Origin of the sequence: Stutzerimonas tarimensis, assembly GCF_042648805.1 — a bacterium.
GTDB lineage: Bacteria > Pseudomonadota > Gammaproteobacteria > Pseudomonadales > Pseudomonadaceae > Azomonas > Azomonas tarimensis.
The window spans coordinates 1-21,323 of record NZ_JBHRXZ010000022.1 but is presented as its reverse complement, the minus strand read 5'-3'; the positions used below and the strand labels follow the sequence as shown (position 1 = coordinate 21,323).

Sequence of the window (21,323 nt, the reverse complement as noted above, 5' to 3'; positions counted from 1 at the left end):
GGCTTATCCGTACACGCGTTTGCCAGCAGCGCTGAAATATCGCTTCAGTCGCGAATACAGCCGCTTGTAAAAGGCCGGCCGGCTGCACCTTTCATATCGGCGGACATATGGCTCGATGTTGTCCAGGAAATATGAAAGTGACGACCGCTCTCTGGCTTTTCGATAAAGCGCATGGCTCGCTTCGGAAATCAGACGTCGATTGCGAATAAGGGCCAGGCGCTGGGTAGTGACAGCGGTGACGCTGGGCAAGACCCGTTTGTTCGGAACCCATTTGCCATGACTGATATCGTCAGCCAGGCGTACGGCCAGGCCCTCACGGCGATGCCGAAAGTTACCACCCTGCGAATTAGAGGCATCATCGGCCGAAAGTTCCTCCAGTTCGATTTCGCCCTTTGCAAAGCCTTCCTCGAGTAGCCGCTGCAGGATGGCGTGGCGGGTTACCACGATATTGGTGCCGCGCCAGTCCTGCCGGTATTGCGGAAGCCAGGCATCGCCAAAGGCCACGTCAGCGGTCTCGGCGAAAATGTCGTCGCAATAGTTGCAGGCGTTGAGCTGGAACATGCCATGACCCCAGTTGCCGCCGCGCAGGCTTTGGGTCGGCCGGGTCAGCCACTCGGTCGAACCCTTGCGCAGGGCGCCGAAGTCGTACTGGCCGGCGTCGCGGTCGGGGGCCTTGACGCGAAAATCCACGGCTTCCAGCTCGTCCGGCGCCACCCCGGTCTGCCAGGCCAGCAGCTCGGCGAAAGCCGCGGACTTGAGATGGCCACAGACCAGGCCCAGAAAGAACACCAGCTGTCGGTCGAGTACCGGGTCCTCAAGGCATAGCAGGCGAGCGGCCTTGATGAAGCAGGGTACGCCGACCAGGGCATAGCGCCGCTCGTCGCCCCGGATTTGCTGGAGCACCTGCGCCAGGGTGGTGGAATAATAGGCCGACTTACGCTGCGCGCGCAGCGCCTGGAGCGAATGCGACAGCTGGTAGCAGAACAGGCCATCGTCGCCGCGACCAACGTGGATCACGCCGTCCACCTCGCCGGCTTCGAGCAGGCGTCCGGCCATCCAACTGGTCAGGCCGCCGGAGCTGCTGCCCTGCAGGTAGTCGGAGGAGGCCGTGCGCCCGGCGTGGATCGTGCGGTAACGGCCGATACGCGAATCTGTGAAAGGCGAGGGCTCGATCACGGCCTTGCTGATGGCATCCTCGTCGGCCGCCTCGTGGGCGAAGGGACAGACCTGGCTGGCGCGGGCCAGCGTCGGCTGGTCGACCCCGCTGAGGTCGGCCGAGAAGTAGCCGTCGCGATTGAGCCGGACCGGAATGGCGCCGTCGGTTCGCACCGAGCAGGCTCCGCAGCCTACGCAGATGGCATTCTCGACGACCTTGCTGATGGTGGGCATGGTGGCTCCTGGAAAGGCTTCGGCGACCGTCACTGGGCGGCTCGCACCTGCGCCACGCGCGGACTCGACGGGCGCTTCTGAGCCGACTGCTTCAAGACAAAATTGAGCCTGGCGCGTTCCTGCACCTCGGGCAGCCGGTCGTCGATTCGCCCGCGCACCTCGGCCAGGCGGTCAAGCACAGTGTCGGCCTTGCCCAGCACGCGCTCGCCAAAGCCGGTGCGCGGCTCGATGCACAGCTCGTCGAGGCCGAACAACTGCATCAACCCCTCCACCTTGCCCTGGCTGGCCAGGGTGATCGCCGGAACCCGGCTGTACAGCGACATGATCGCCAGGTGCATGCGCCCGGTGATGACCAGTCGCGCACGTGCCGCCAGGGCGCGAATCTGCGCCGGCTCCAGCAGGCGATCGACAAAATGCACGCGCGGGTCCCTGTATCCGTCGAACACGGCGCGGCAGGCGGTCATGTCGTCGGCACCGGGGCGTGACACGTGCGGCAGTAGCACTACCTGCAGGCCGCGTTGCAGCAGGCCGTCGATCAGGGTGCGGTACTCGCCCGTCTGCGGTGTCTTTTTCTCCACCAGACCGCTGATGTTGACCAGCGCGAATGGAGCGCCCGGCGGCAGCGCGGCCAGCCATTCATCGGCGGCCGATGTGTCCAGGGTCCGTGCGGCAAAGACGGTGTCGGCGGTCTCGGTGACGCCCTCGACCCGGTCGACACGGATGCGCGCGGCCGACACCGGGTCGCGCAGCAACAGGCTCACGCCGGCCTCGGCGGCCCGACGCAGGGCGGCAAGGGCGCGCGGGTCGGCCTTGCCGTTCCAGCTGAAGCCGAGGATGCGGGTGTCGACGCCCTGGCGGCTGGCGAGGCAGGCGAGGTTGGAGCGATTGACCGAGGCGCGCCAGTTGTAGGCACCGTCCATGATGTCGGCACCGACCACCGCCAGCGAGCGGGCATCGCCGAGCAGACGCCTGTAGCGCAGGCTGTCGAGCAGGCGCAGCGGCAACCCGCCGTAGACCAGAGAACGCAGCTGGACACACTCGGTGCGGTCCTGGTGAGCCGCTGGAATCCGTACTTCCTGATGCTGGCGGACGATGATCCTCACCGGCCCTTCGGTGTTTTCCAGAAAGGATTCCACCATCGCCTGGTCGCCGATGTTGCCGCCTCCGGGTGGCGCCAGCAGCAGGCTGTAGCGGCCGGTGTCCTTGCGTCCCGGTAGTACGGAAAACAGGGCACGGTCGATTGCGAACAGCAGTCCGGGCGCATTGAGCAGCGTCTGTTTGGTCTCACGCAGCCAGGCTTTGAGGCTGTTCATCGAGGCTCTCCATCGTCAGGGTCCCGCCGTCAGCGGGCGCGTAGCAGTTTGCGGGTTTCGATCACCGCCACGACGCTGCGGCGAAACGCAGGCCACAGCAGACAGAGCAGCAGGAAGGCGCCGAGCATGGCCAGCAGGCCGGCGAGCAGGCGGCCACCGAGGGACTCGCCAAGCCAGCCGCTGCCGAGCATGGACGCCGTGGCGCAGAGGGCGTAGCCGATGGCGATCATCAGGCCGTTGCGCAGCATGCCGCCGACCGGGGCGCCTGAGCCGCGTAGCCAGGCGAGCCCCCACAGCCAGGTGATGCACAGCCCTGCCGAGTAGGCGATGGCGACGCCCTGCACCCCCCACTGGGCGCCCAGTACGATGAACAGGATCAGCAGCGGACGGGATATCAGAGTAAAACGCAGGTGCGAACCGGTAAGGCCCTTCGACAGGAACACCCAGTAGCTGGCGTAGCCAGCAGCCTGGAACACCCCGCCCACGGCCAGCGCCTGGAACAGCGGAACGGTCGCTGCCCATCGCTCGCCGAGCACGAGAAGGATCAGCGGTTCGGCCTGGGCGATGCCAAAGGCCAGGCCGCCCACCAGCAGGTGCAGCATGGTCGACTGGCCGTGCAGCAGGAAGGCGTCGTAGCGCTCCGGCTGGTTCTGCAGGCGTGACAGCACAGGCAGGGCGATGGTGGTCGAGGGTGCGTTGATCTGGTTCAGCGGCAGCATCAGCAACTGGTAGGCGCGGTTGTAGAGGCCCAATAGCTCGGCGCCGAATTGCCGGCCGATGATCAGCGAGTCGACATTGCGCGCCGCGTAGCCGATCAACTGTGTATTCATCACGTTCCAGCCATAGCGCAGGAACGGTGCCATGCCTGCTCCACGCCGCGGCAGTCCGGGCCACCAGCGTCCGGCGATCACCATGGCCACCAGGGTCACGCCATGCTGGCCGATCTGCTGGCCGACCAGCGCCAGGTATCCCTGGTCCGCCAGCGCCATGCTCACGCCGATGCCTAGCCCGGCGGCCATGCCGGCGATCTCGGCGGTCATCAGCCGGTTGAAGCGCATCTCGCGGTTCAGCTGGGCGCGGAACTGGGTGGCCAGCCCGCTGAAGATGAAGGTCAGCGACATCGCCACCGCGATGCTCTGCAACGCCGGCTGGTCGTAGAAGGCGGCAATGGCAGGGCTCAGGGCGATGATCGCCGCAGCCAGCAGCAACCCAACCGCGCTGTTGATCCAGAACAGGTTGGTGCGCTGCTGGGGGCTGACGTCGCGTGCCTGGATGGCCGCTGACGACAGGCCGAACTCGCGCAGTACATCGCCCAAGCCCACCACCACCATGATCATTGCCATCAGCCCGTAATCATCCGGCGACAGCAGCCGGGCAAGGATCACGATGCTGCCGAACTGGATGGCGATCTTGCACAACTGGCCGGACATCACCACCAGGGCGCCGCGCGCGGCGGTGGTACCCAGACGCTTGGGCACCGTGTCAGTCGCACTGTCAGCGCTCATGTGGACTCCCGGTGGGTCAAAGGTCGCTCGTCTCGTAGGGCTGGCCCTTGTGCCGGGCGTACCAGCGCCGGGCGGCAATCTGCATCCAGATGATCAGGCTGAGGTAGATCAGGATGTTGGCGAAGGCATAGGCGATTACCGCATACAGTGCTTCCTTGAGCACCAGGGCGCCCACCAGCAGCGCGGCGACCCGCAGGCTCGCGCTGATGATTTCGAACACCAGCGAGTGGGCCTGCAAGCCCAGCGCCGGCACCGCTACGGTGGACGGCCGGCTGACCAGCACAGCCAGTTCCGCCACTGCCAGCCAGCGCGCAAACTCACCGGCGACGACCCATTCGGGGCCGAACACCCAGGAGAACAGCGCGGGGCCGGCAATGATCACCAGGCCGAAAGGCAGCAGTCCCACCAGCAGCAGGGCGCCGGTGCCCTTGAGCAACAGGCCGGTGATCGGTTCGTGGACCTGGATCGCCCGGGCCAGCCGTGGGTAGTAGACGTCGGCGACCGATTTGCCGATGAGCGTGGTAGGCATGCCCACCGCCTGTCGGCAGAGGGCGAAAAAGCCTGCCGCCGCCGGTCCGAAGGATGCCGCCAGCACCAGGGTCGGCATGTGCGCCGAGGCGGCGTTGATGAGCGTCTGCGGGGCGCGGAAGATAGGAAAATCGCGGTAACGCCTGGCCAGTTCCCGGTCCGTCGCTGAGGGCGCATGGTCGTCTCCCTGACCACCGCCCGCGCCTTGGGTGCGGCGCATGCCCAAGGCCAACAGCAGGGTGTGCAACGCCTGGCCGAGGGCCGTGGTGATGACCAGCATCGTCGCCGAGGCCGACACCAGTCCGCCGAGGGCGCGACCGCCGTTGAACAGGAAAGAATGCATCACCGCCATGCGTGCCGTCAGGCGAAAGTGCCCGGTGCGGTACAGCCATTTCTGCAGCACTTCCAGCGCCGCGCCGGCAAACATCACCACTGGCAGCAGCAGCATGTAGGGCGCCACCAGCTCGATACTCAGCGTCGCCGCGATCTCGTCACCAAAGGCCAGCAGCACCAATGCCACCAGGCTCGAAAGGCCGGCGGCGATGATCAGCGACAGTCGGCCGAGGCTCCGGGCGTCGCCATCGCGCTTGGGCAGGGCGATGGCCGTGGGGTAGCTGAGCGCGGCCAGCGGTATCAGCACCATGGTCAAGCCGATGAAGGTGCCCACCACACCGTAGGCCTCCGGACCGTAGAGGCGAGTGATGATGGGCATGAAGGCCATGGTGATGGCCTGGGCCCCGGCCGTGCCTGTGGCGAGGGTGACGATATTGCGGAACAGCTTGCTCTGCAGGCCTTCACGTACGGTGGTGAACAGCCTGCCGCGTGTGAACGGCGACTCGCGGTCTGCCTGATCGATAGAACCCATCAACGATATCCTTCGGGTTGTAGCTAGCGTGAACGTGCGGTGGTCAGGCCGGTTGCTCGCCGCGGCCGGGTAGCTGGTAGGGAATGCTGTAGGCGTCGTCCTCGGCCTGCCGTGCATCGATCTGGTTGAGCACCAGGCCCATTATGGAGGCACCGCCCCGGGTGAGCTGGGCGATGCCCTTTTCCACCTGGGCCACGGAGGTATGCTCCGACCGGATGACGTAGATGGCCGCATCGGCCAGCGCACCCAGAACGGCGGCATCGCTCACCGCCAGACTCGGCGGGGAGTCGATGATGATCCGGTCATAATCGCGGCGGGCTTCTTCAAGCAGGCTGGCGAAGCCGGACGAGGCGAGCATCTCCAGTGCGTTGGCACGGGACGAGCCTTCGGCGAGCAGATCCACTTCACCAACGCTTTGTACGCAGTCGGCCAGCGGCGCGCCTTTCAGCGCCGCGCCAAGGCCCTCGGAGCCGACCGGAATGCCGAAGCTGCGGGCCAGGGTAGAGCGGCGCAGATCGGCATCGATCAGCAGTACCCGCTGCAACTGGCCCATCGCGGCGGCCAGGTTGGTCGCCAGGGTGCTCTTGCCTTCGCCAGGTACCGAGGAGGTCACCACGATCACCTTGCGCTGATTGTCCACATCGGACATTGCCAGATTGGTTCGCAAGGTGCGGATGGATTCGCAGAAGGGGCCATCCTTGCCCAGCTCGAAAATCTGTGGCATCTGCTTGCGCAGCTTTTTCGGCACCAACGGGATGGTGCCCATGACCGGCAGGTCGAAGATCCGCTCGGCGGAAGCGGCGCTGCGTACCCGGCTGTCAAACATGTCGAAGGCGACCGCCAGGCCTGCTCCAGCCAGTAGCGCGGCCATTACCGACATGATCAGGCTGAAGCGTGCCTTGGGCTCGGCCGGGTTGCCGGGGGCCAGGGCCGGATCGACGATACGCGGCGGGTTGGCGTCGAAGTCGGCCGTCGCACTGGCCTGGCGCATGCGATTGAGAAAAGCGTCGTGGATCGCCTGGGTGCTGTCGACATCGCGCTGCAGCTCCTGGAAGCGGAACTCCTGAGCCGAGAGGGTCTGTACCTGGTCGCGGTTCAGGTTAAAGGATTCGCGGATCGAGCGCTCGTTGGCCAACGCCAGCTGATAGTTGCGCTCGATGCTCGCCACTACCTGTTCCACCTGGCCACGCAGGCTTTCGGTGGCTGCATCGAGGTCCGAGCGTGCGGACTGGATCGCCGGGTGACGGTCGCCATAGCGCCGGGTCAGGTCTTCCAGGTGAGTGCGGGTGCGGGCCACCTCGCTGCGAAACTGCGATACCAGACGGTCGCTCATCACCGCGGGTACGCTGCTCAGCTGCTCCGCGTCCTGACCACGCATGGCCTGCACCTGGCGGTATTCGGTTTCAGCCTCCGCGCGCTGGCGCTGGGCATCGGCCAGGCGTCGGCCGGTCTGGGTCAGTTGGGTCGCGCTGACGGTGGCGACCCCCTCGACGTTGACCAGGCCCTGCTCGTCGAGAAACGCCTGCAGCCGTGCTTCGGCGGCCTGCAGGTTGTCGCGAAGCACGTCCAGCCGGCTGTTCATCCAGCTGGTGGCGGTCATGGAATCATCTATACGGGTGGTCAACTGGCGGCGAATGTAGCTTTCGGCGATGCCGTTGGCGGCCTGGGCGGCCAGGTGCCGGTCGGCGGCCTTGAACGAGACCAGCAACATCTGGCTCTTGCCGTCCACCTCGACCTCGGTGCGCTTCATGAACTGGGCGGTCACCGCGTCCATGAGTTCGGCGTCACGCGGGGCCTGCGCGGTCACCTGGCGCTGAGCACCGCCAACAAGCGCTGCCAGGGGCTGGAGCAGGCTTCGAAAGTCGAACAGCGGCGCGGGGTGCTGGCGTGGATCGAATTCCAGGTGCTCGGTAAGCTGCAGGTCACGTACCACGGCCTCGGCAACGGTGCGGCTCTGCAGCCATTCGGTCTGGGATTGCAGGAATTCGTTGATCGGGCCGACGCCGTGTTCGGGCTGTTCGAATTCGATCAGGGGTGTCCGGTCGGTGTCGATGACCAGCGAGGCGGTGGCTTTGTACAGCGGTGTCATTTCCGACACGAGGTAATGGGAGAGGCCCCCGACCGCTAGCATCAGCACACCGATCAGCCATTTGCGCGCCCACACGGAGCGCCATGCTTTCCTGACTTCGGCGTAGCCGCCGCTTGCCTGCGGGAGTTGCGGTCCATCGGGTCGGAGAGATGTGCTCATGTCGGGGATAACCGGAAAGTGGAGTGGGGCGCCGGTGTTTGACGCAAAAAAGACTCGACCGTTCGTCGGTCGGCCCGATCAGCGAAAACCGATTCGTCTATAGCCGGCAAAGGAGCGATAGAACGCCCGCCCCAGAGCGCCCGGCGACAGTTTCCCGGCCTTGCTCTTGAGCCGGCGCAACGGTGAGGGCCTGCTCTCGATGTTGCTGTGGAACCGAACTTCGCCGGTCGCGGAAAACTTGTCCTGCGTACAGAGCGCTGGCTCGAACTGCAGCGTGACGAGATCAGCCGCGATGGCCGAGTCGTCATAGCTGAACAACAGGGCGTCGGACGGTTCGTGGTAATGCGCAGGCAGGTCGATAAGAGCCTGGGCGGTGCGCTTGTTGATCAGGTAGCCGCCGGTGCACCAGGTCGTCGAACGCACCCGAAAGGCCTCGCGATTGGCGGCGCTCAGCGCCGGCTTGCGGCTCAGGCGGACCCGGTTGGTAGAGGTCTCCAGGCGGATGATGTCGACCGTGTCGTCGATCCAGCGGTCGTCTGCGAGAATCCTTGGCAGGTCGTCGGACAGGTGGACATCATCCTCGAATACTGCACAGAAACGGTCCGGACCGGCGGCGATCTTTTCCCAGGCTGCGTAATGGCTGAGGAAACAGCCCATCTGTCCGCGCTGCCAGCTCTTGTGGCGTCGCGGCCGCTCGCCCATGAACGCCTGGTACTCGGCTTCGGGAAACAGGCGGCCATCGACCGCCGGGATGCGTTCGAAGGTCAGGCCGAGTCGGTCGAAGCTGGCCTGGAAGAACGCCAGGCGGTCGGCGTCCTTATCGAGGTTGATGAGGTACGAATTGATCATGCTGTGGTCTCTCGACGGCGTGAACGGACGCGGGCTCTGGCGGGCTTCATTCGCTGGCGGCCAGGCGCTGTCCGCCGTGCAGGTTGGAGTCGGTCGCTGCCGCCGCGCAGGGGGCAGTGTCAAGGGTGAAGATCCGGTCGGTGACATCGCTCCAGCTGAGCACATTGGAACGGTCGATCGACTGGCGGTCGAAGGCGATCGCGCGGCGGAAAGCTTCGCTGACCGAGGCCGGATCGGCGTCGGTCGCGAAAGGCATGACATGTTCGCGTCCCGCCGCGGCAAAGGCCGGTGCGACGATGGGCAGGCGGCAATAGGTGTACTGGATCATCTTCAGGCTGGACTGACTGATGTAGTCGACGCCAGGCGCCTCGCGATAGGGGGCGATGCCGATGTCCGCAAACTTCAGGTAGGGCAGCAGCCGGGCGAAGGGTTGCTCGCCATGCTCGACCACATTGGGCAGCGGCTGCGGCAGCCTCGCGCCCTTGCCGAACAGGTGGAAGGTCCAGTCGGGGAACTGGCGGGCAAGGGTTTCGATCACCGGCGCGTTGAACAGCATGTCACCGATGCTGATGGCGTTCCTGTCCTGGCCGTAGGGGTTTTCGTGGGGCTGGTCGAAGGCGGTCTTGTCCAGGCCCTGGGCGATGTAGGTTACCGGCGCGGTCGCGGGGAAGTCCGCTTTCATGGCCATGGCCGGCACCCGGATCATGTCGAAATAGGGCACGGCCTCGCGTTCGGCGGCCAATACCAGAGGGTGGAAGCTCAGGGTTTCCAGCCGGTCGCTGACCGTATAGATGAGCTTGGCGCGCTTGGCGATCCGGGCGAACTGCTTGACCAGGGTCAGGCCGACACCACTCTCGACCACCACGATATCGGCCTCGCGCAGGCGTGCCTTGACCGCCTCGGGCAGGAGTCGCGGGTAGAGCGAGAAGATCGGCCAGGTCAGCTTGTCCAGTCCGGGCTTCAGGGCAAAGGGGTGGAAAACCGGGCGCCAGGTGAAGCGCTGCGCATTGGGCACCAGCGGCATCCACCTGTTGTAGGGTCCGCCGAAGCGCCGGCTGTTCTTCTTGAACGAGGTGGCCAGGCTCATGCCGACCGTCATGAAGTCGACCTCAACGCCCCTTTTGGCAAGGATCTCGGTCCAGTAATGGAAGCCTGTCTTGCGGGACGCGTTCGCGTCGTGTCCTGTGACTAGAAAAACCCTCATGACCGATGTGTCTCCGCGCAGTTTCGGTGTAGCCAATGGTGATAAGACAGGTGCAGATGGCTGCCAGGGCCGCGCCGATGATGCCCAGCAGGGACAGTGCCAGGCTGCCCAGCAACAGAGTCAGCGCCAAGGTCAGCAGGTTGCAGCGCAGCAGCACGCCGTCGGCTCTCTGGGCGAACAGTGTCGCGATGGAAAGATCCGCCGCGACCCTGGCGCCGGCGAATGCCAGCAGCAGCCACAACAGCGGCAGGTGCTCCATCGCCAGGGGTTGCCGCGTATGCTCCAGCAGCAGCGGTACCAGCAGCGCACTGAGAAGGACGAGCCCGGCGACAGTGGCGGCGCAGCGCCTTGCGCAGTTGCGCAGAGTGCGTCGAAACGCGCGGGGATCGCCGTCCCGGCACGCCTGGATCAGCCGCGGTCGAAAGACCTGCAGCACGCTGGCGCCGACGAGATTGCAGACGGCGTTCGACACCTGCCAGAACAGGACGTAGATCCCGGCGAACTCGAGGGAAAGGAACGCGCCCACCAGATAGCGATCGGCATACAGGTTGGTGATCGCGACGATCTCGCTCAGGTAGAGCCGCCAGGCGCGGCCGAGATAGCTCCTGTACCAGCCCAGCCTGATCGGCTCGCTGAAGGCCTGTCGCCAAGGCCAGTCCGAACTGGCGATGGCCGCCGCGGCGACCGCCAGCAGCCCGCCGCCGATCCAGAACGCCAGCAAGGCCTCCAGTGAGCGCAGAGCCGGCTGGACCAGCGCCGCCAGTATGTAGAGGTAAATCCAGCCGCCCGCCTGAAGCGCGAACAGGGCGTTGGCCAGCCGCGGCCGCTGCAGGTTGTTGGCCAATACGAACACGTCGTGGCTGGCATGCTCGCTGAGCAGCACCAGAAACACCAGCAGCACCAGGATAGGGGCGCCCACGCCCAGACCCACCAGCAGCACTATCGGCAGCAAGAGCGCATAAAGCGCGCTGCATCCGGTCAGGTAGTGCCGCAGGTTGCGCATCCGCGCTTCGAGCGGCTGGCCTACGGCGTCGCGACCGATCGCATCGAGCAGACCCAGGCGCATCACCGCCTGACCCACGGCGACCATCCCGGCGATCAGGCCATAGGCACCCAGCGACTCCAGGCCCAGATAACGTGCGATGAACAGCGACAGCAGCAGCTTTGCAGCCAGCACTCCGCCTCGCAGGCCAAGGATACTGAGCGACGAAACGGCATCCGCTTTCAGCCAGTGGCGCATCGGCCGTCATGCTCGATCGGGCCTGGTCATCGGGTGGCCGGGTGCAATTTCGGCGCGCCGGTGGCGCGGCGGTAGGCTTCGAGGTACTGCGACTCGACGCCCTGCCACGCATAGCTGCTGACGCTGTCCGCGTTGCGTTGGCGGGCATCGCCGCTGGCGGCCTCGCGGGCGACAAAGGCGAGGATCTGCTGTGCCGCCGCCTCGGGCCGGTCGCGATCGATCAGCAGGCCGCGGCCGGTGCTCTCGGCCAGTCGCCGGAACGGGGGAATATCGCTGAGGATGGGGCTGAGTCCGGCGCTCAGGGCCTCGACCGCGGCAATGCCGAAGCCTTCATGGTGCGACAGGCAGATGTAGTAGCTGGCCCGTCCGATGAAGGTGCGCAATTGATCCTGGCTGGGGTTCTCGAACACCTCGATATGCTCGGCGACACCGAGGGCATTGGCCTGGGCGGCGAGTGCCGCCTGGTCGAGATCGTAGGGGCGTCCGGCGATGATGAGTTTCCAGCCCGTTTCAGGCTGGCGACCCTGCAGCGCGGCGAACACCTGGAGGGCTTCAAGCAATCCTTTGTTCGACGACCAGCGACCGAAGTACAGCATCACAGGCCTGGTGCTGGGTGAGGCCGCGTGGGCGAACTTCTGGGTGTCCACTCCGTTCTCGATGACGCACAGGCGGCTGCTTGGCACGATGGCCTCGAACAGGCTGCCATCATGGGCGCTGGTGGCAATCACCTGCTCGTAGGCAAAGCTGCTGGCCCGGGTCACGGTCTTGAAATAGACCTGCTTCAGGCGTGAGGCGAAGGCGGTATGAAAGAAGCCACCGTGGGTCGAAGCCACCAGCGGCTTGCGGTGCAGCCAACGGGTGGCGGCAAGGAAGTCGTAGAAGAAGTCGATCCCGTGCACGTGAACGAGATCGGCATTCTTGATGGCAGCGAGTACGGCTGGCGCGATCGGGTAACGTTCAGAACCCCGGTACGAAATGCGCGTCACCGGCGTGCCTTCGATCATCTCCCGCTCCGGTAGCTTGTTGTCCAGCTCCCGGTAGACGCGGTCCAGGGTGATGATCGAGGGGGAGATGATCCCGCCTTGCCGCTGTGACGCGGCCAGGCTGCGCACCATCTCTTCCATGCCTCCGATAGAAGGCAGGTACTGTCGAACGATGTGAGCTACTTTCATTGCGTTTTCGCCCGTACTGATTGAAAGCCCGATAAGGCGGAAAGTGAGCCGCGCATGGCTTCAGGACAGCCTTGTCGCGGTTGCGGTCTGTCGTGGCGGCGAGAAGAGCACATTGAGGAAACTCATGCTCTCGCGGCGCCTGGCGATGGAGATGCACAGCGGCACCAGCAGGCCAGCGATGAACAGCAGGAAGAAAATCGCCGCCTCGTTGCTGGTGAACATTTCCAGCAGGTAGGCCAAGGCGATGTACATGTGGAAATGCACCAGATAGAACACCATCGAGTGCCGCCCGATGTACTTGAATGGCTCGGCGAAGCGGTAATGGCTGAGGCTGATCGCGGCCTGGAAGATCAGCGGTACCGACGCCAGGACCAGTGGGACGTAGCCTGGCCAGGTGCTGCTCTTGCCGGTCAGGTTGGCGACCACGAAGGTCGCCGCCACGGCGGCCAGCGAAAGCGTCAGCCAGCGACGGGCAGGGCGGCTGGTGATACCTACCTCATTGCGGGCCAGGTAGTCGCCGGCATAGAAATAGACGAAGAAATAGAAGAGGTTCGGGCTGACGATGCTGTCCTCCGGGAGGAACAGCGCGATCAGCAGGGACACCCCCATCACCGCCAAGGCGTTTAGATTGCGAACCAGCGGGGCGACCAGGTAGTAGATGAACAGGTAATACAGGAACCAGGTCGCCGCCGCCGAGCCGAGGAACATCTCCAGCACCAGCTCCCAATCCAGGGGCTCTCCCTTGGCCAGCACGGCGCCGGATTGGCGCAGCGCGAAGCTCAGTAGCGACCAGATGATGAATGGATAGAGGATGTTGTTGATCTTGCCCTGCAGGTATCGCCCGGTGCCCTTCGCCAGTCCGCGATGAACGAACAGGCCCGATAGCAGGAACATGATTTCCATGCGGAATGGTGCTACCGACTTGTTGATGCCATGCACGGCCTCGATGATGACACCGGGTTCGATCTCTTCGATCGGCTGCACAGCGGTCGCGTCAGCATCGAAGGCGAATCCATAGGCGTGGCCGAGGATCACCAGGACGATGCTCACGCCGCGCAGAAAATCGATCCAGGACTGTCTACTCTGATCGGTCAAAACAAGGGACTCCAAAAATTACTAGCGATTTCACTGAGCCTGTCCCAGGACATCAGACCGGGGTGACGCCGCCCAACCGTTGGGGGCGGGCAAGGGTGCCTGGCAAAGGCTCCCGGGCGGCGGCCCGCACGGGGAAGCGGTCAGCTGACAGGACGCCGAGCATGAACCACATCAAGCCGGCGGTTTTCAGGGCGAACAGCGAGGTGCCGCTGACCAGCAGGATCATGCTGGCGTAGACCAGCACGAAGGCACGGATCCGCTGGGCCTCGCGGGTCGGCGTCGGAATCAGCAGAAAGCAGGCCAGCAACAGCGCGCACAGCGGCAGGCCGAAGCGCGACACCGCATAGGCGTAGCCCATGTCGCCGAAAGTTGGCAGGTTCGGGTCGAGCCCCAGCCACATGGGAAGCTCCATGTTCACCAGAGCGCGGCCGCTGACGATCAGTCGGCCGGTGAAGCTGTCCGCGTAGCCGGCCTGTATCGAGCCCAGCGACATCAAGGCGAACATGCCGATCAGCGGCAGTGCCGCTGACAGATAGGAAATCAGATGCACCGGCAGAACCCGCAGGATCAGCAGCGGCATCACCATCATCAGGCCGAAGCGGGAATCCGCTATGGCGATCAGCAACAGGCCGCCGAGAACGAAAATCGCCCGGTCGCGCAGGGCCGAACTCTCCTTGGCCAGCCCGTAGGCCACCACGAGCACGGCGAAGTTGCCGAGCGAGACAGGCTCCATGAGCAGCGACGAGGCGCGATGCTGGCCGAACACGGCGGGCAGGATGGTGCGACCCATGCCTTCGGGCCGGAAGCCGTTGAGGGTGAGCATCTGGTCTTCGAACATGGCCGCCTCCTCGAGGGTGGCGCCGGTGTTCACATAGAACAGGAAAGTGTTGAAGATCGAGGAGTACCACTCGAGAAAGAACACTTCGACCAGACCAAAGCCGACGACGATGAACAACAGCCATTTGATGAGCTTGTCGGCCGTGCGGGTATCAGCGATTTTCTGGCCCAGTGCGAGAAAGAGTATGGGGATCAGCAAGTCGCGGAAATTCTTCGGGTCGACCTCGCCCCGGTAAAGCCACATGAAGCAGAGCCATGCCGCGATCAGCAGGAATGCGGAAATGGTCAGCCGGGTCACGCTGCGCAGGAGCATGGCCGCACAGGCGCCGTAGATCGCCAGCTCGGTGAGTCCGACGACTTGTGGGGATGCACGCAGGATGCCCTGTGCGTTGAGAAAACTGAGGACCGCCAGGTAGCAGACAGAGGAGATCAGGGTCAGCGCGAGGATCTTTCCGGAGTAGGGTGATCGGGTCGCCAGGTAGAGTCTGCTGTCTGTCATCTTTCCGTTCCGAGTGGGCGGGCCGCCGTGGGCTTGTGGGCCGGGTGCGGCGGTCGCGGGTCCTGTATGGCGGTTGCGTGGCGCCGGCAGTCGGACCCAAGGATCCGGACTGCCGGAGGGTGGCGTCAGGCCAGAATCGGCTGCCGACCCATGCCGTAGTACTCGAAGCCTTCGCGTTTGATCTGTACCGGGTCGTACTGGTTGCGACCATCGAGGATCAAGGGTGCCTTCAGTAGGCGCTTGAGGGCCTTGAAGTCCGGATGACGGAAGGGCTTCCACTCGGTAACCAGCACCATTGCATCCGCATCGATGGCCGCTTCGTACTGACCGCCGACGATTTCAAGGCGCCCGTCATCGAACCACTCGGCAGGGAATTCGCGACGCGCGGTCTCATGCGCGACCGGATCGAAGGCACGGACCCTGGCGCCGGCATTGATCAGGCTGTTGATCAGCACCACGCTGGGTGCTTCGCGCATGTCGTCGGTGCCGGGCTTGAATGCCAGGCCCCAGACGCAGAAGGTGCGGCCTTCCAGGTCACCGTTGAAGTGTGTGGTGATCTTGCTGAACAGCGAGTGCTTCTGCTGCTCGTTGCGCGCCTCGACGGCCTGCAGCACCTTGGGCTCGAAGTCCACCTGATGGGCGATGCTGATCAGCGCCTTGACGTCCTTCGGGAAGCAGGAGCCGCCGTAGCCGCAGCCGGCGTAGATGAAGTGGTAACCAATGCGCTGGTCCGAACCGATACCCAGGCGCACGTTTTCCACGTCGACGCCGAGCTTCTCGCACAGACCCGCCACTTCGTTCATGAAGGAAATCTTGGTCGCCAGCATAGCGTTGGCGGCGTACTTGGTCATTTCTGCATCCCGCACGCCCATGAACATGGTGCGCGGGCGGTTACGGATGAAGGGTGCGTAGAGCTCGCTCATGACCTGACGGGCGCGCTCGCAATCGGCGCCGATGACGATGCGGTCCGGATGCATGAAGTCGTCCACCGCCGCGCCTTCCTTGAGGAATTCGGGATTGGACACTACCGAGAACTCCACCTCGACCCCGCGGGCCTCGAGCTGAGCGGTGATGATTTCACGCACTTGGTCTGCGGTGCCCACGGGTACGGTGGACTTGTTGATGACAATGGCCGGGCGGGTCATGTGGGTGCCGATCTGCCGGGCAACTTCCTGCACGTAGCGCATGTCGGCCGAGCCATCTTCGCCTGGCGGAGTGCCCACCGCGATGAAGAACACGTCGGAATCTTCCATTGCCTCGGGCAACGAGGTGGTGAAACGCAGGCGGCCTGAGTTGTGGTTTTCCACCACGATGGTGTCGAGCCCTGGCTCGTAGATAGGCAGGACGCCTTCCTTGAGGTTGGCGATCTTGACCGGGTCGACGTCGACGCAATAGACGGTGTTGCCCATTTCCGCGATGCAGGCACCTGTGACCAGTCCCACATAGCCGGTTCCGACGACAGTTACATTCATAGTGATTTCCTCATTAGCAGAAAGGGGGTGGCCCATGCCGCCCCTTTACGGGCGGCTGCCTGGGCAATACGGAGCAGGTCGGGTCGTCGGCGGGAAAACCCCGCCGTTGCGTCACGTGGTGGTGGTGCGGGCGCCGCTTTCCGACGGAGCGCCCGGCGCGTCGGGCAGGTCGCTGTAGCCGTAGTGGTCGTAGTAGCCGTTGTAGCCCTGCGTCTTGCGCAGCTTCTTGACGTCCACCTGATTGAGCACCACTCCGGCGATCGGGGCGCCCTTCTGCAGCATCTGACCGATACCCTTGTGCGCCTGCGGTATCGAGGTGCTTTCCGACTTGATCACATAGATCACCGAGTCGGCGGAGGTCGAAAGCAGGGCCGCATCGCTGACCGCCTGGCTTGGCGGAGAGTCGATGATGATCCGGTCATAGCGCGCCCGTGCCATTTCCAGGATCTTCAGAAAGCGCGGCGAGGCGAGCAGTTCCAGGGGATTTGGCGGCACGGTGCCGGCCGGCAGCATGTCGACGTTACCTACGCTCTGGATACACTCCTCGACCTTGGCCGTGCCGATGATGAGATTGGCCAGGCCTGGGGTGCCAGCCGGGAAGCGGAAGTTCTTTGCCAGGCTCGGGCGGCGCAGGTCGGCATCGATCAGCAGCACCTTTTCCAGCTGACCCATGGCGAACGCGAGGTTCGCAGCCACCGAGCTCTTGCCTTCACCAGGCGCCGTGGAAGTAATCACCAGCATCTGCTGGGCATGGCTTGCATGGGCCAGGCTGAAGTTGGTGCGAATGGTGCGGATGGCTTCGCAGAAGCGGCGATCGGCGTTGTTCTGGAAGAAGTGAGCGACCTCTTCCTTGTGCCGCTTGGCCACCCTCGGAACGATACCCATGACCGGCAGGTTGAGGTTCGACTCCACGTCGTCGGCACTCTTGAAGGTGTTGTTCAACACGTCCAGTGCAATGGCCATGCCGACGCCCAGCAGCAGCGACAAGGCAAGTGCGCCGGCAAGGAACAGCGACAGGTTTGGAGCGCTTGGCGCGGTCGGCGGCAATGCCCGGTCGACGATGGTTGCGTTGGTGGCAGCCAGGTCCGAGGTTGCAGTGGTTTCGCCAAGGCGGGTCATGAAGGTCTCGTACAGCGCTCGATTGCTGTCGACCTCACGCTGCAACTCGCGAACCCGGTATTCCTTGCGGCCGATGCTCTGGATCTGCTCCTTGTTGGTATCGAAGGAAGCACGGATGGCGTTCTCGTTGGCCACCGCAAGCTGGTAGGTGCGCTCGATGCTCGCGACTACCTGCTCGACCTGGCCGCGCAGGCTGTCGGTCGCGGCCTGCAGATCGGAACGGGCGGACTGCATCGAGGGGTGGCGGTCGCCGTAACGCCGGGACAGGTCTTCGACCTGGGCGCGAGCGCGGGCCACTTCGGTCTTGAACTGCTGCACCAGGCCATTGCTCAGTACGGCGGGAACACTGGCCATGCGCTCCCAACCCTGGCTCTGCATGTTCTGCACCTGGCGATACTGGCTTTCCGCTTCGGCGCGCGCGCGACGGGCATCGATCATGCGATCACTGGTTGCCGAGAGCTCGGTGGCGCTGATGGTCGCCACACCGTTCATGTCCACCAGCCCCTCAGCGTCGAGATAGGCCTGCAGTCGCGATTCCGAAGCCTGAAGCTGGTCGCGCAGTTCGGTAAGACGGCTGTTCATCCAGGTCGCGGCGGTCATTGAAGAATCGACCCGCGCTTCGAGCTGGGAATTGATGTACTGGTCGGCCAGCCCGTTGGCGGCCATGGCTGCAGTCAGCCGATCAGCCATGGTCACCGACAGGTACACCAGCTGTCCGCGGCCCTCGGTCCATGCCCGGGTGCTGGCCATGAAGCGTCGAGTGGCGCTGTCCAAGATCTGGGCTTCGGTCAGCGACGACTGCTCGGTCTCCTCCGCGGCGAAACCGAGCAGGCCCGAGACCTGGCTCCACCAGCCGCTGGGGTTGAACAGTGGTGCTTCTGCCTGGCGCGGGTCGAATTCCGGGTGCTCGGTCAGGTTGAGATCCCGTACCACCCGTTCGGCCACTGCTCGGCTACGCAGGAGGCCAAGCTGGGTTTCAAGGTATTCACGTCCGGCCGTCGCGCCGTCCGGCGTCTGCTGGAAGGTGATCAGCGGCGTGTTGCGTGCCTCGATCTTCAACGAGGCGACAGCGGTGTACTCCGGCGTCATGCGCATGACAGAGAGGGCAGTCAGGCCGGTGATCACCAGTACCACCAGCAGTACCGCCCACTTCCGGGACCAGACGGCGTGCCACAGGCGTTTCAGGCTGGCATAGTCATTGTCATCGCCACCCAAGGGGCGATGCCAGGCGCGGCGATCAGGTTGCACGGAGCTGTTCATCAGAAGAATCCTTGATCAATGGTGATCGCGTCGCCCGGGCGAACCAGGGTGTTGAGGGTGGCCTTTTCTGCCTGGCGGCTGTCATCACCGCCACGCACGATGCTGATGCGCCGGGTCGAGGCCCGCTCGGTGAGCCCACCGGCCAGCGCGATTGCGCGATCCAGGGTCAGCCCCGGCTGGTAGGGATAGCCACCTGGCGAGCGCACCTCTCCACTGATGTAGAACTCCCGGTAATTGACGATGCTGACCGAGACGCGCGGGTCCATCAGGTAGCCATCCTTGAGGCGTTCGGTCAGCAGGCGCTGGATCTCGTTGGAGGTCTTACCCGAGGCGTCCACTTCACCGATGAAGGGATAGGTGAAGGTGCCCGCGTCGGTCAGACGGATCTCGTTGAAGGAGAGGTCGGGCTCGCCGTACACGCTGACACTGATGATGTCACCCGATCCGAGCTGGTATTGGGAGTTGGCATGGGCACCGAGTCCGAGGCCCAGCAGGACAAACAGTGAAAACACCTTCACAACGGATTGCAGGAACATGGTCAGCTCTCTCCTTTAGCATTAACGGGCGCTGCAGCCCTCAAAGACTCACATTGACACTCAGCACATAGATGTTGCGTTTGTAGCTTTCGAGGCGAACCGTCGAATCGTTATGGCTTCTGCGATAGCCAAGGGTCAGGTCGATCCAGCGATCCGGCGAATAGGTGAGCCCCAGGCCATACGAGGTCAACTCATCGTCGCGGTCGATGCCGCGGTAGTCCCGGTCCGAAAAGCGATAATCGAGATTACTGCTGATGCGAGAGGTCCAGTCGTGCCGCCAGCCGGCGATCGTGGTCCAGTCGTGGATGGTCGTCGCGCCCTGGTCGCCTTCGACAAAGGACTGACGGGTATCGAGGCTGAATACTGAATAGCTCCTCGGTTCCCAGATGACACCGACTTCCCAGCGCGGATTGCTGTAATCGCGCAGGTTGTTGCTATCGAAGTCCTTGCGTTCGTAGCCGAAGCGGGCGCTGCCGCTGGTCCGCGCCGTTGCTTCCCATTCCAGGCCGGTGAGGGCGGCCAGGTCGGTGGAGTCACGGAAGCTGCCGGCCTGCTGATAGTCATGGTCAGTGTGGCGCAACTCGAGAATGGTCCGGGTGCGTGCGCCGAGGCGGTGATACCAGCCTCCGCTCAGCTCGAGGCTGTCGCGCTCTTGCTGCGCATTGATGTTGCCGCTGTTGTGATAGCGACGAGCCTCGAAGTGTGTGCCGAAACGCAGCTGGTTGCGTGCGCTTGGCGCGCCAAAGGTATAGGTCGCGTTGGCCAGCGAACGGCTGTACTTGTCGTTCTCGGTGGCCGTCTCCGTTTCGACCGTTTCTTCCACGCGGTGATAGCCCAGCCCCCAGTCGAGCCGATGCCTCGCGGTAAACTCCATGATGCTCTTGAAGTCCAGGAAGTGGTCGGTATTGGTGGCTTCGGAGTAGGAGTGGAAAATGTCGTGTACTGCCGAATACTGCAACAGATAGGCGCTGTTGCGATCTTCTGCACTCAGCCTGAGCGTGGGGCTGATGCCCGTAACCCACGACGACTGGACATTTTCTCGGAGCCCGCGGAAGTTGTCGTCGTAGCTCTGGCGCACGAGCAGCGACGGTGTGAACTCAAAGCCGGCCAGGTTGATACTCTGCGGGTCGAGCGCCCAGCAGTTGAGGGCGGACAGGCCTGCGACGGCTGCGATGGAGGTTCTGAGCAACTTCATCCTGGGACAAATCCCTTCTCTTTTGTTGATGTCAGGTGCAGCGTCAGCGAGAGCACCAGTGGGTTCAGGCACGCTACCGCCCCAGGGCTACATCCCTGTCGGCGAGAAACTCGTAAAACAAAAACAACAACAACCGCCCAGCGGCTGGGCGACTTGGAAAATCTTCATGGATCTTATGGTTGTAAGCAGCGGTGATCGCTGTGTCCGCCCTGGAGGCGTAGTGGCTGCGGTCAGGGGGCTTCGGCAGCTACATGAGGTCTTCCTCGCCATCCATAGATATCGATAAGGCCGAAAGTTTCACGGGTACGCACCCCGAAGGAATCAAAAGCGCCTGGCCCGCTGGTGCGGTGACTGTCCGCCACTGGCTCCGACACATGTAGGCTTGGCAGGCGCCCCTCGGCCTGGAGGTTCCCTGTGCCCGGCTGTGCGTCTTTCAGGCGCGAGCGCGGTAGCGCAAGAGCAATTTGGCAGGGCGTGAGGGTAACGGGAGTGGATATGCAGGCTGGGCGCGCCTGAAGCGGGAGGGCGTTCGGGCTAGAAGCCTCCAGCGCTGGACCTCTGAGATGGCCTCGCAAATCCTTGTGATGGTTCATAGCTTCTCCCTAGCGCAGTGAACAAACCCGAGAGGCCTCGGGGCCGTCCGTAGTGTCGGGACCAGCAATCAGGGCTGGCCTTTTCTTGACCGGAAGGTGCGCAGGGAAGTTCCCTGGTATCTGAAAAAGCCAGGACCAGGGGCTAGGTCATCAGGGCTAACGAAGCGGGGCGGTTGGACTCTTCAGTCTCAAGCTTTTCGGGGTAGACAAAGGCATGAGGCGCTGGGCTTCCAAAGCAAGCTACGACTAACCAGAGGGATGGAAGGTGAGGATGATTAAGCGGCTTCTGTCGCCTGGAAAATAAACCTTGACGGCCTGCCTGGAGCCCCTATAATGCGCACCACTTCCGGCGCAGTCTTCAGTGAAAAGCTCTTGTAGATCAAGGGGTTAGATGTGGAGTGCGG

15 protein-coding genes are annotated in these 21,323 nt (G+C 63.9%); all 15 read right to left on the bottom strand.

The genetic code is table 11. The features are described from left to right. Positions 1 to 3: 3 nt before the first annotated feature. Positions 4 to 1,389 carry a Coenzyme F420 hydrogenase/dehydrogenase, beta subunit C-terminal domain gene (locus ACFOMF_RS09225; RefSeq protein ID WP_386364077.1) on the bottom strand — a complete coding sequence of 462 codons (1,386 nt, stop codon included), beginning with the start codon at positions 1,387 to 1,389 and terminating at the stop codon, positions 4 to 6. Between the two features lie 29 nt (positions 1,390 to 1,418). Continuing rightward, on the bottom strand, positions 1,419 to 2,702 hold the full coding sequence (locus ACFOMF_RS09220) for a polysaccharide pyruvyl transferase family protein (protein WP_386364074.1): 1,284 nt from the start codon (positions 2,700 to 2,702) through the stop codon (positions 1,419 to 1,421). Positions 2,703 to 2,731: 29 nt separating this feature from the next. Then, on the bottom strand, positions 2,732 to 4,207 hold the full coding sequence (locus ACFOMF_RS09215) for a lipopolysaccharide biosynthesis protein (protein WP_386364071.1): 1,476 nt from the start codon (positions 4,205 to 4,207) through the stop codon (positions 2,732 to 2,734). A gap of 16 nt (positions 4,208 to 4,223) precedes the next feature. Further along, the gene (locus ACFOMF_RS09210) at positions 4,224 to 5,600 is read right to left on the bottom strand and encodes a lipopolysaccharide biosynthesis protein (RefSeq protein WP_386364068.1); all 1,377 of its coding nucleotides are present in this window, start codon (positions 5,598 to 5,600) and stop codon (positions 4,224 to 4,226) included. Positions 5,601 to 5,643: 43 nt separating this feature from the next. After that, a complete protein-coding gene (locus ACFOMF_RS09205; protein ID WP_386364065.1) occupies positions 5,644 to 7,764 on the bottom strand; it encodes a GumC family protein in 2,121 nt (706 codons plus the stop codon). A 162-nt stretch (positions 7,765 to 7,926) separates the two neighbouring features. After that, positions 7,927 to 8,697, bottom strand: a complete 771-nt coding sequence (locus tag ACFOMF_RS09200; protein ID WP_386364062.1) for a glycosyltransferase family 25 protein — start codon at positions 8,695 to 8,697, stop codon at positions 7,927 to 7,929. 46 nt (positions 8,698 to 8,743) lie between these two features. Beyond that, entirely contained in the window at positions 8,744 to 9,901 is a 1,158-nt protein-coding gene (locus ACFOMF_RS09195) for a GumK N-terminal domain-containing glycosyltransferase (protein WP_386364059.1), read from the bottom strand. Next, entirely contained in the window at positions 9,807 to 11,141 is a 1,335-nt protein-coding gene (locus ACFOMF_RS09190) for a lipopolysaccharide biosynthesis protein (protein ID WP_386364056.1), read from the bottom strand. Before ACFOMF_RS09190 ends, ACFOMF_RS09195 begins: the two co-directional genes overlap by 95 nt. Positions 11,142 to 11,167: 26 nt before the next feature. Then, a complete protein-coding gene (locus ACFOMF_RS09185) occupies positions 11,168 to 12,313 on the bottom strand; it encodes a glycosyltransferase family 4 protein (RefSeq protein WP_386364053.1) in 1,146 nt (381 codons plus the stop codon). A gap of 60 nt (positions 12,314 to 12,373) precedes the next feature. Continuing rightward, positions 12,374 to 13,408 (bottom strand): acyltransferase family protein, encoded by a 1,035-nt coding sequence (locus tag ACFOMF_RS09180; RefSeq protein ID WP_386364051.1) that lies wholly within the window; start codon positions 13,406 to 13,408, stop codon positions 12,374 to 12,376. A 52-nt stretch (positions 13,409 to 13,460) separates the two neighbouring features. Next, positions 13,461 to 14,744, bottom strand: a complete 1,284-nt coding sequence (locus tag ACFOMF_RS09175; protein WP_386364048.1) for a polysaccharide biosynthesis protein GumE — start codon at positions 14,742 to 14,744, stop codon at positions 13,461 to 13,463. Positions 14,745 to 14,869: 125 nt separating this feature from the next. After that, a complete protein-coding gene (locus tag ACFOMF_RS09170) occupies positions 14,870 to 16,216 on the bottom strand; it encodes a UDP-glucose dehydrogenase family protein (RefSeq protein WP_386364045.1) in 1,347 nt (448 codons plus the stop codon). A 111-nt stretch (positions 16,217 to 16,327) separates the two neighbouring features. Then, positions 16,328 to 18,595 carry a GumC family protein gene (locus tag ACFOMF_RS09165; RefSeq protein WP_386364043.1) on the bottom strand — a complete coding sequence of 756 codons (2,268 nt, stop codon included), beginning with the start codon at positions 18,593 to 18,595 and terminating at the stop codon, positions 16,328 to 16,330. Next, entirely contained in the window at positions 18,595 to 19,131 is a 537-nt protein-coding gene (locus ACFOMF_RS09160; protein ID WP_386364040.1) for a polysaccharide biosynthesis/export family protein, read from the bottom strand. Before ACFOMF_RS09160 ends, ACFOMF_RS09165 begins: the two co-directional genes overlap by 1 nt. A gap of 40 nt (positions 19,132 to 19,171) precedes the next feature. Next, positions 19,172 to 20,326: an outer membrane beta-barrel protein gene (locus ACFOMF_RS09155; protein WP_386364037.1), complete on the bottom strand. Its 1,155-nt coding sequence runs from the start codon at positions 20,324 to 20,326 to the stop codon at positions 19,172 to 19,174. Positions 20,327 to 21,323 lie beyond the last annotated feature (997 nt).

Bases quoted from the DNA above. Each gene is read 5' to 3' on its own strand.
- ACFOMF_RS09225 (WP_386364077.1), bottom strand. From the start codon at position 1,389: ATGCCCACCATCAGCAAGGTCGTCGAGAATGCCATCTGCGTAGGCTGC.
- ACFOMF_RS09220 (WP_386364074.1), bottom strand. From the start codon at position 2,702: ATGAACAGCCTCAAAGCCTGGCTGCGTGAGACCAAACAGACGCTGCTC.
- ACFOMF_RS09215 (WP_386364071.1), bottom strand. From the start codon at position 4,207: ATGAGCGCTGACAGTGCGACTGACACGGTGCCCAAGCGTCTGGGTACC.
- ACFOMF_RS09210 (WP_386364068.1), bottom strand. From the start codon at position 5,600: ATGGGTTCTATCGATCAGGCAGACCGCGAGTCGCCGTTCACACGCGGC.
- ACFOMF_RS09200 (WP_386364062.1), bottom strand. From the start codon at position 8,697: ATGATCAATTCGTACCTCATCAACCTCGATAAGGACGCCGACCGCCTG.
- ACFOMF_RS09195 (WP_386364059.1), bottom strand. From the start codon at position 9,901: ATGAGGGTTTTTCTAGTCACAGGACACGACGCGAACGCGTCCCGCAAG.
- ACFOMF_RS09190 (WP_386364056.1), bottom strand. From the start codon at position 11,141: ATGCGCCACTGGCTGAAAGCGGATGCCGTTTCGTCGCTCAGTATCCTT.
- ACFOMF_RS09185 (WP_386364053.1), bottom strand. From the start codon at position 12,313: ATGAAAGTAGCTCACATCGTTCGACAGTACCTGCCTTCTATCGGAGGC.
- ACFOMF_RS09175 (WP_386364048.1), bottom strand. From the start codon at position 14,744: ATGACAGACAGCAGACTCTACCTGGCGACCCGATCACCCTACTCCGGA.
- ACFOMF_RS09170 (WP_386364045.1), bottom strand. From the start codon at position 16,216: ATGAATGTAACTGTCGTCGGAACCGGCTATGTGGGACTGGTCACAGGT.
- ACFOMF_RS09165 (WP_386364043.1), bottom strand. From the start codon at position 18,595: ATGAACAGCTCCGTGCAACCTGATCGCCGCGCCTGGCATCGCCCCTTG.
- ACFOMF_RS09160 (WP_386364040.1), bottom strand. From the start codon at position 19,131: ATGTTCCTGCAATCCGTTGTGAAGGTGTTTTCACTGTTTGTCCTGCTG.
- ACFOMF_RS09155 (WP_386364037.1), bottom strand. From the start codon at position 20,326: ATGAAGTTGCTCAGAACCTCCATCGCAGCCGTCGCAGGCCTGTCCGCC.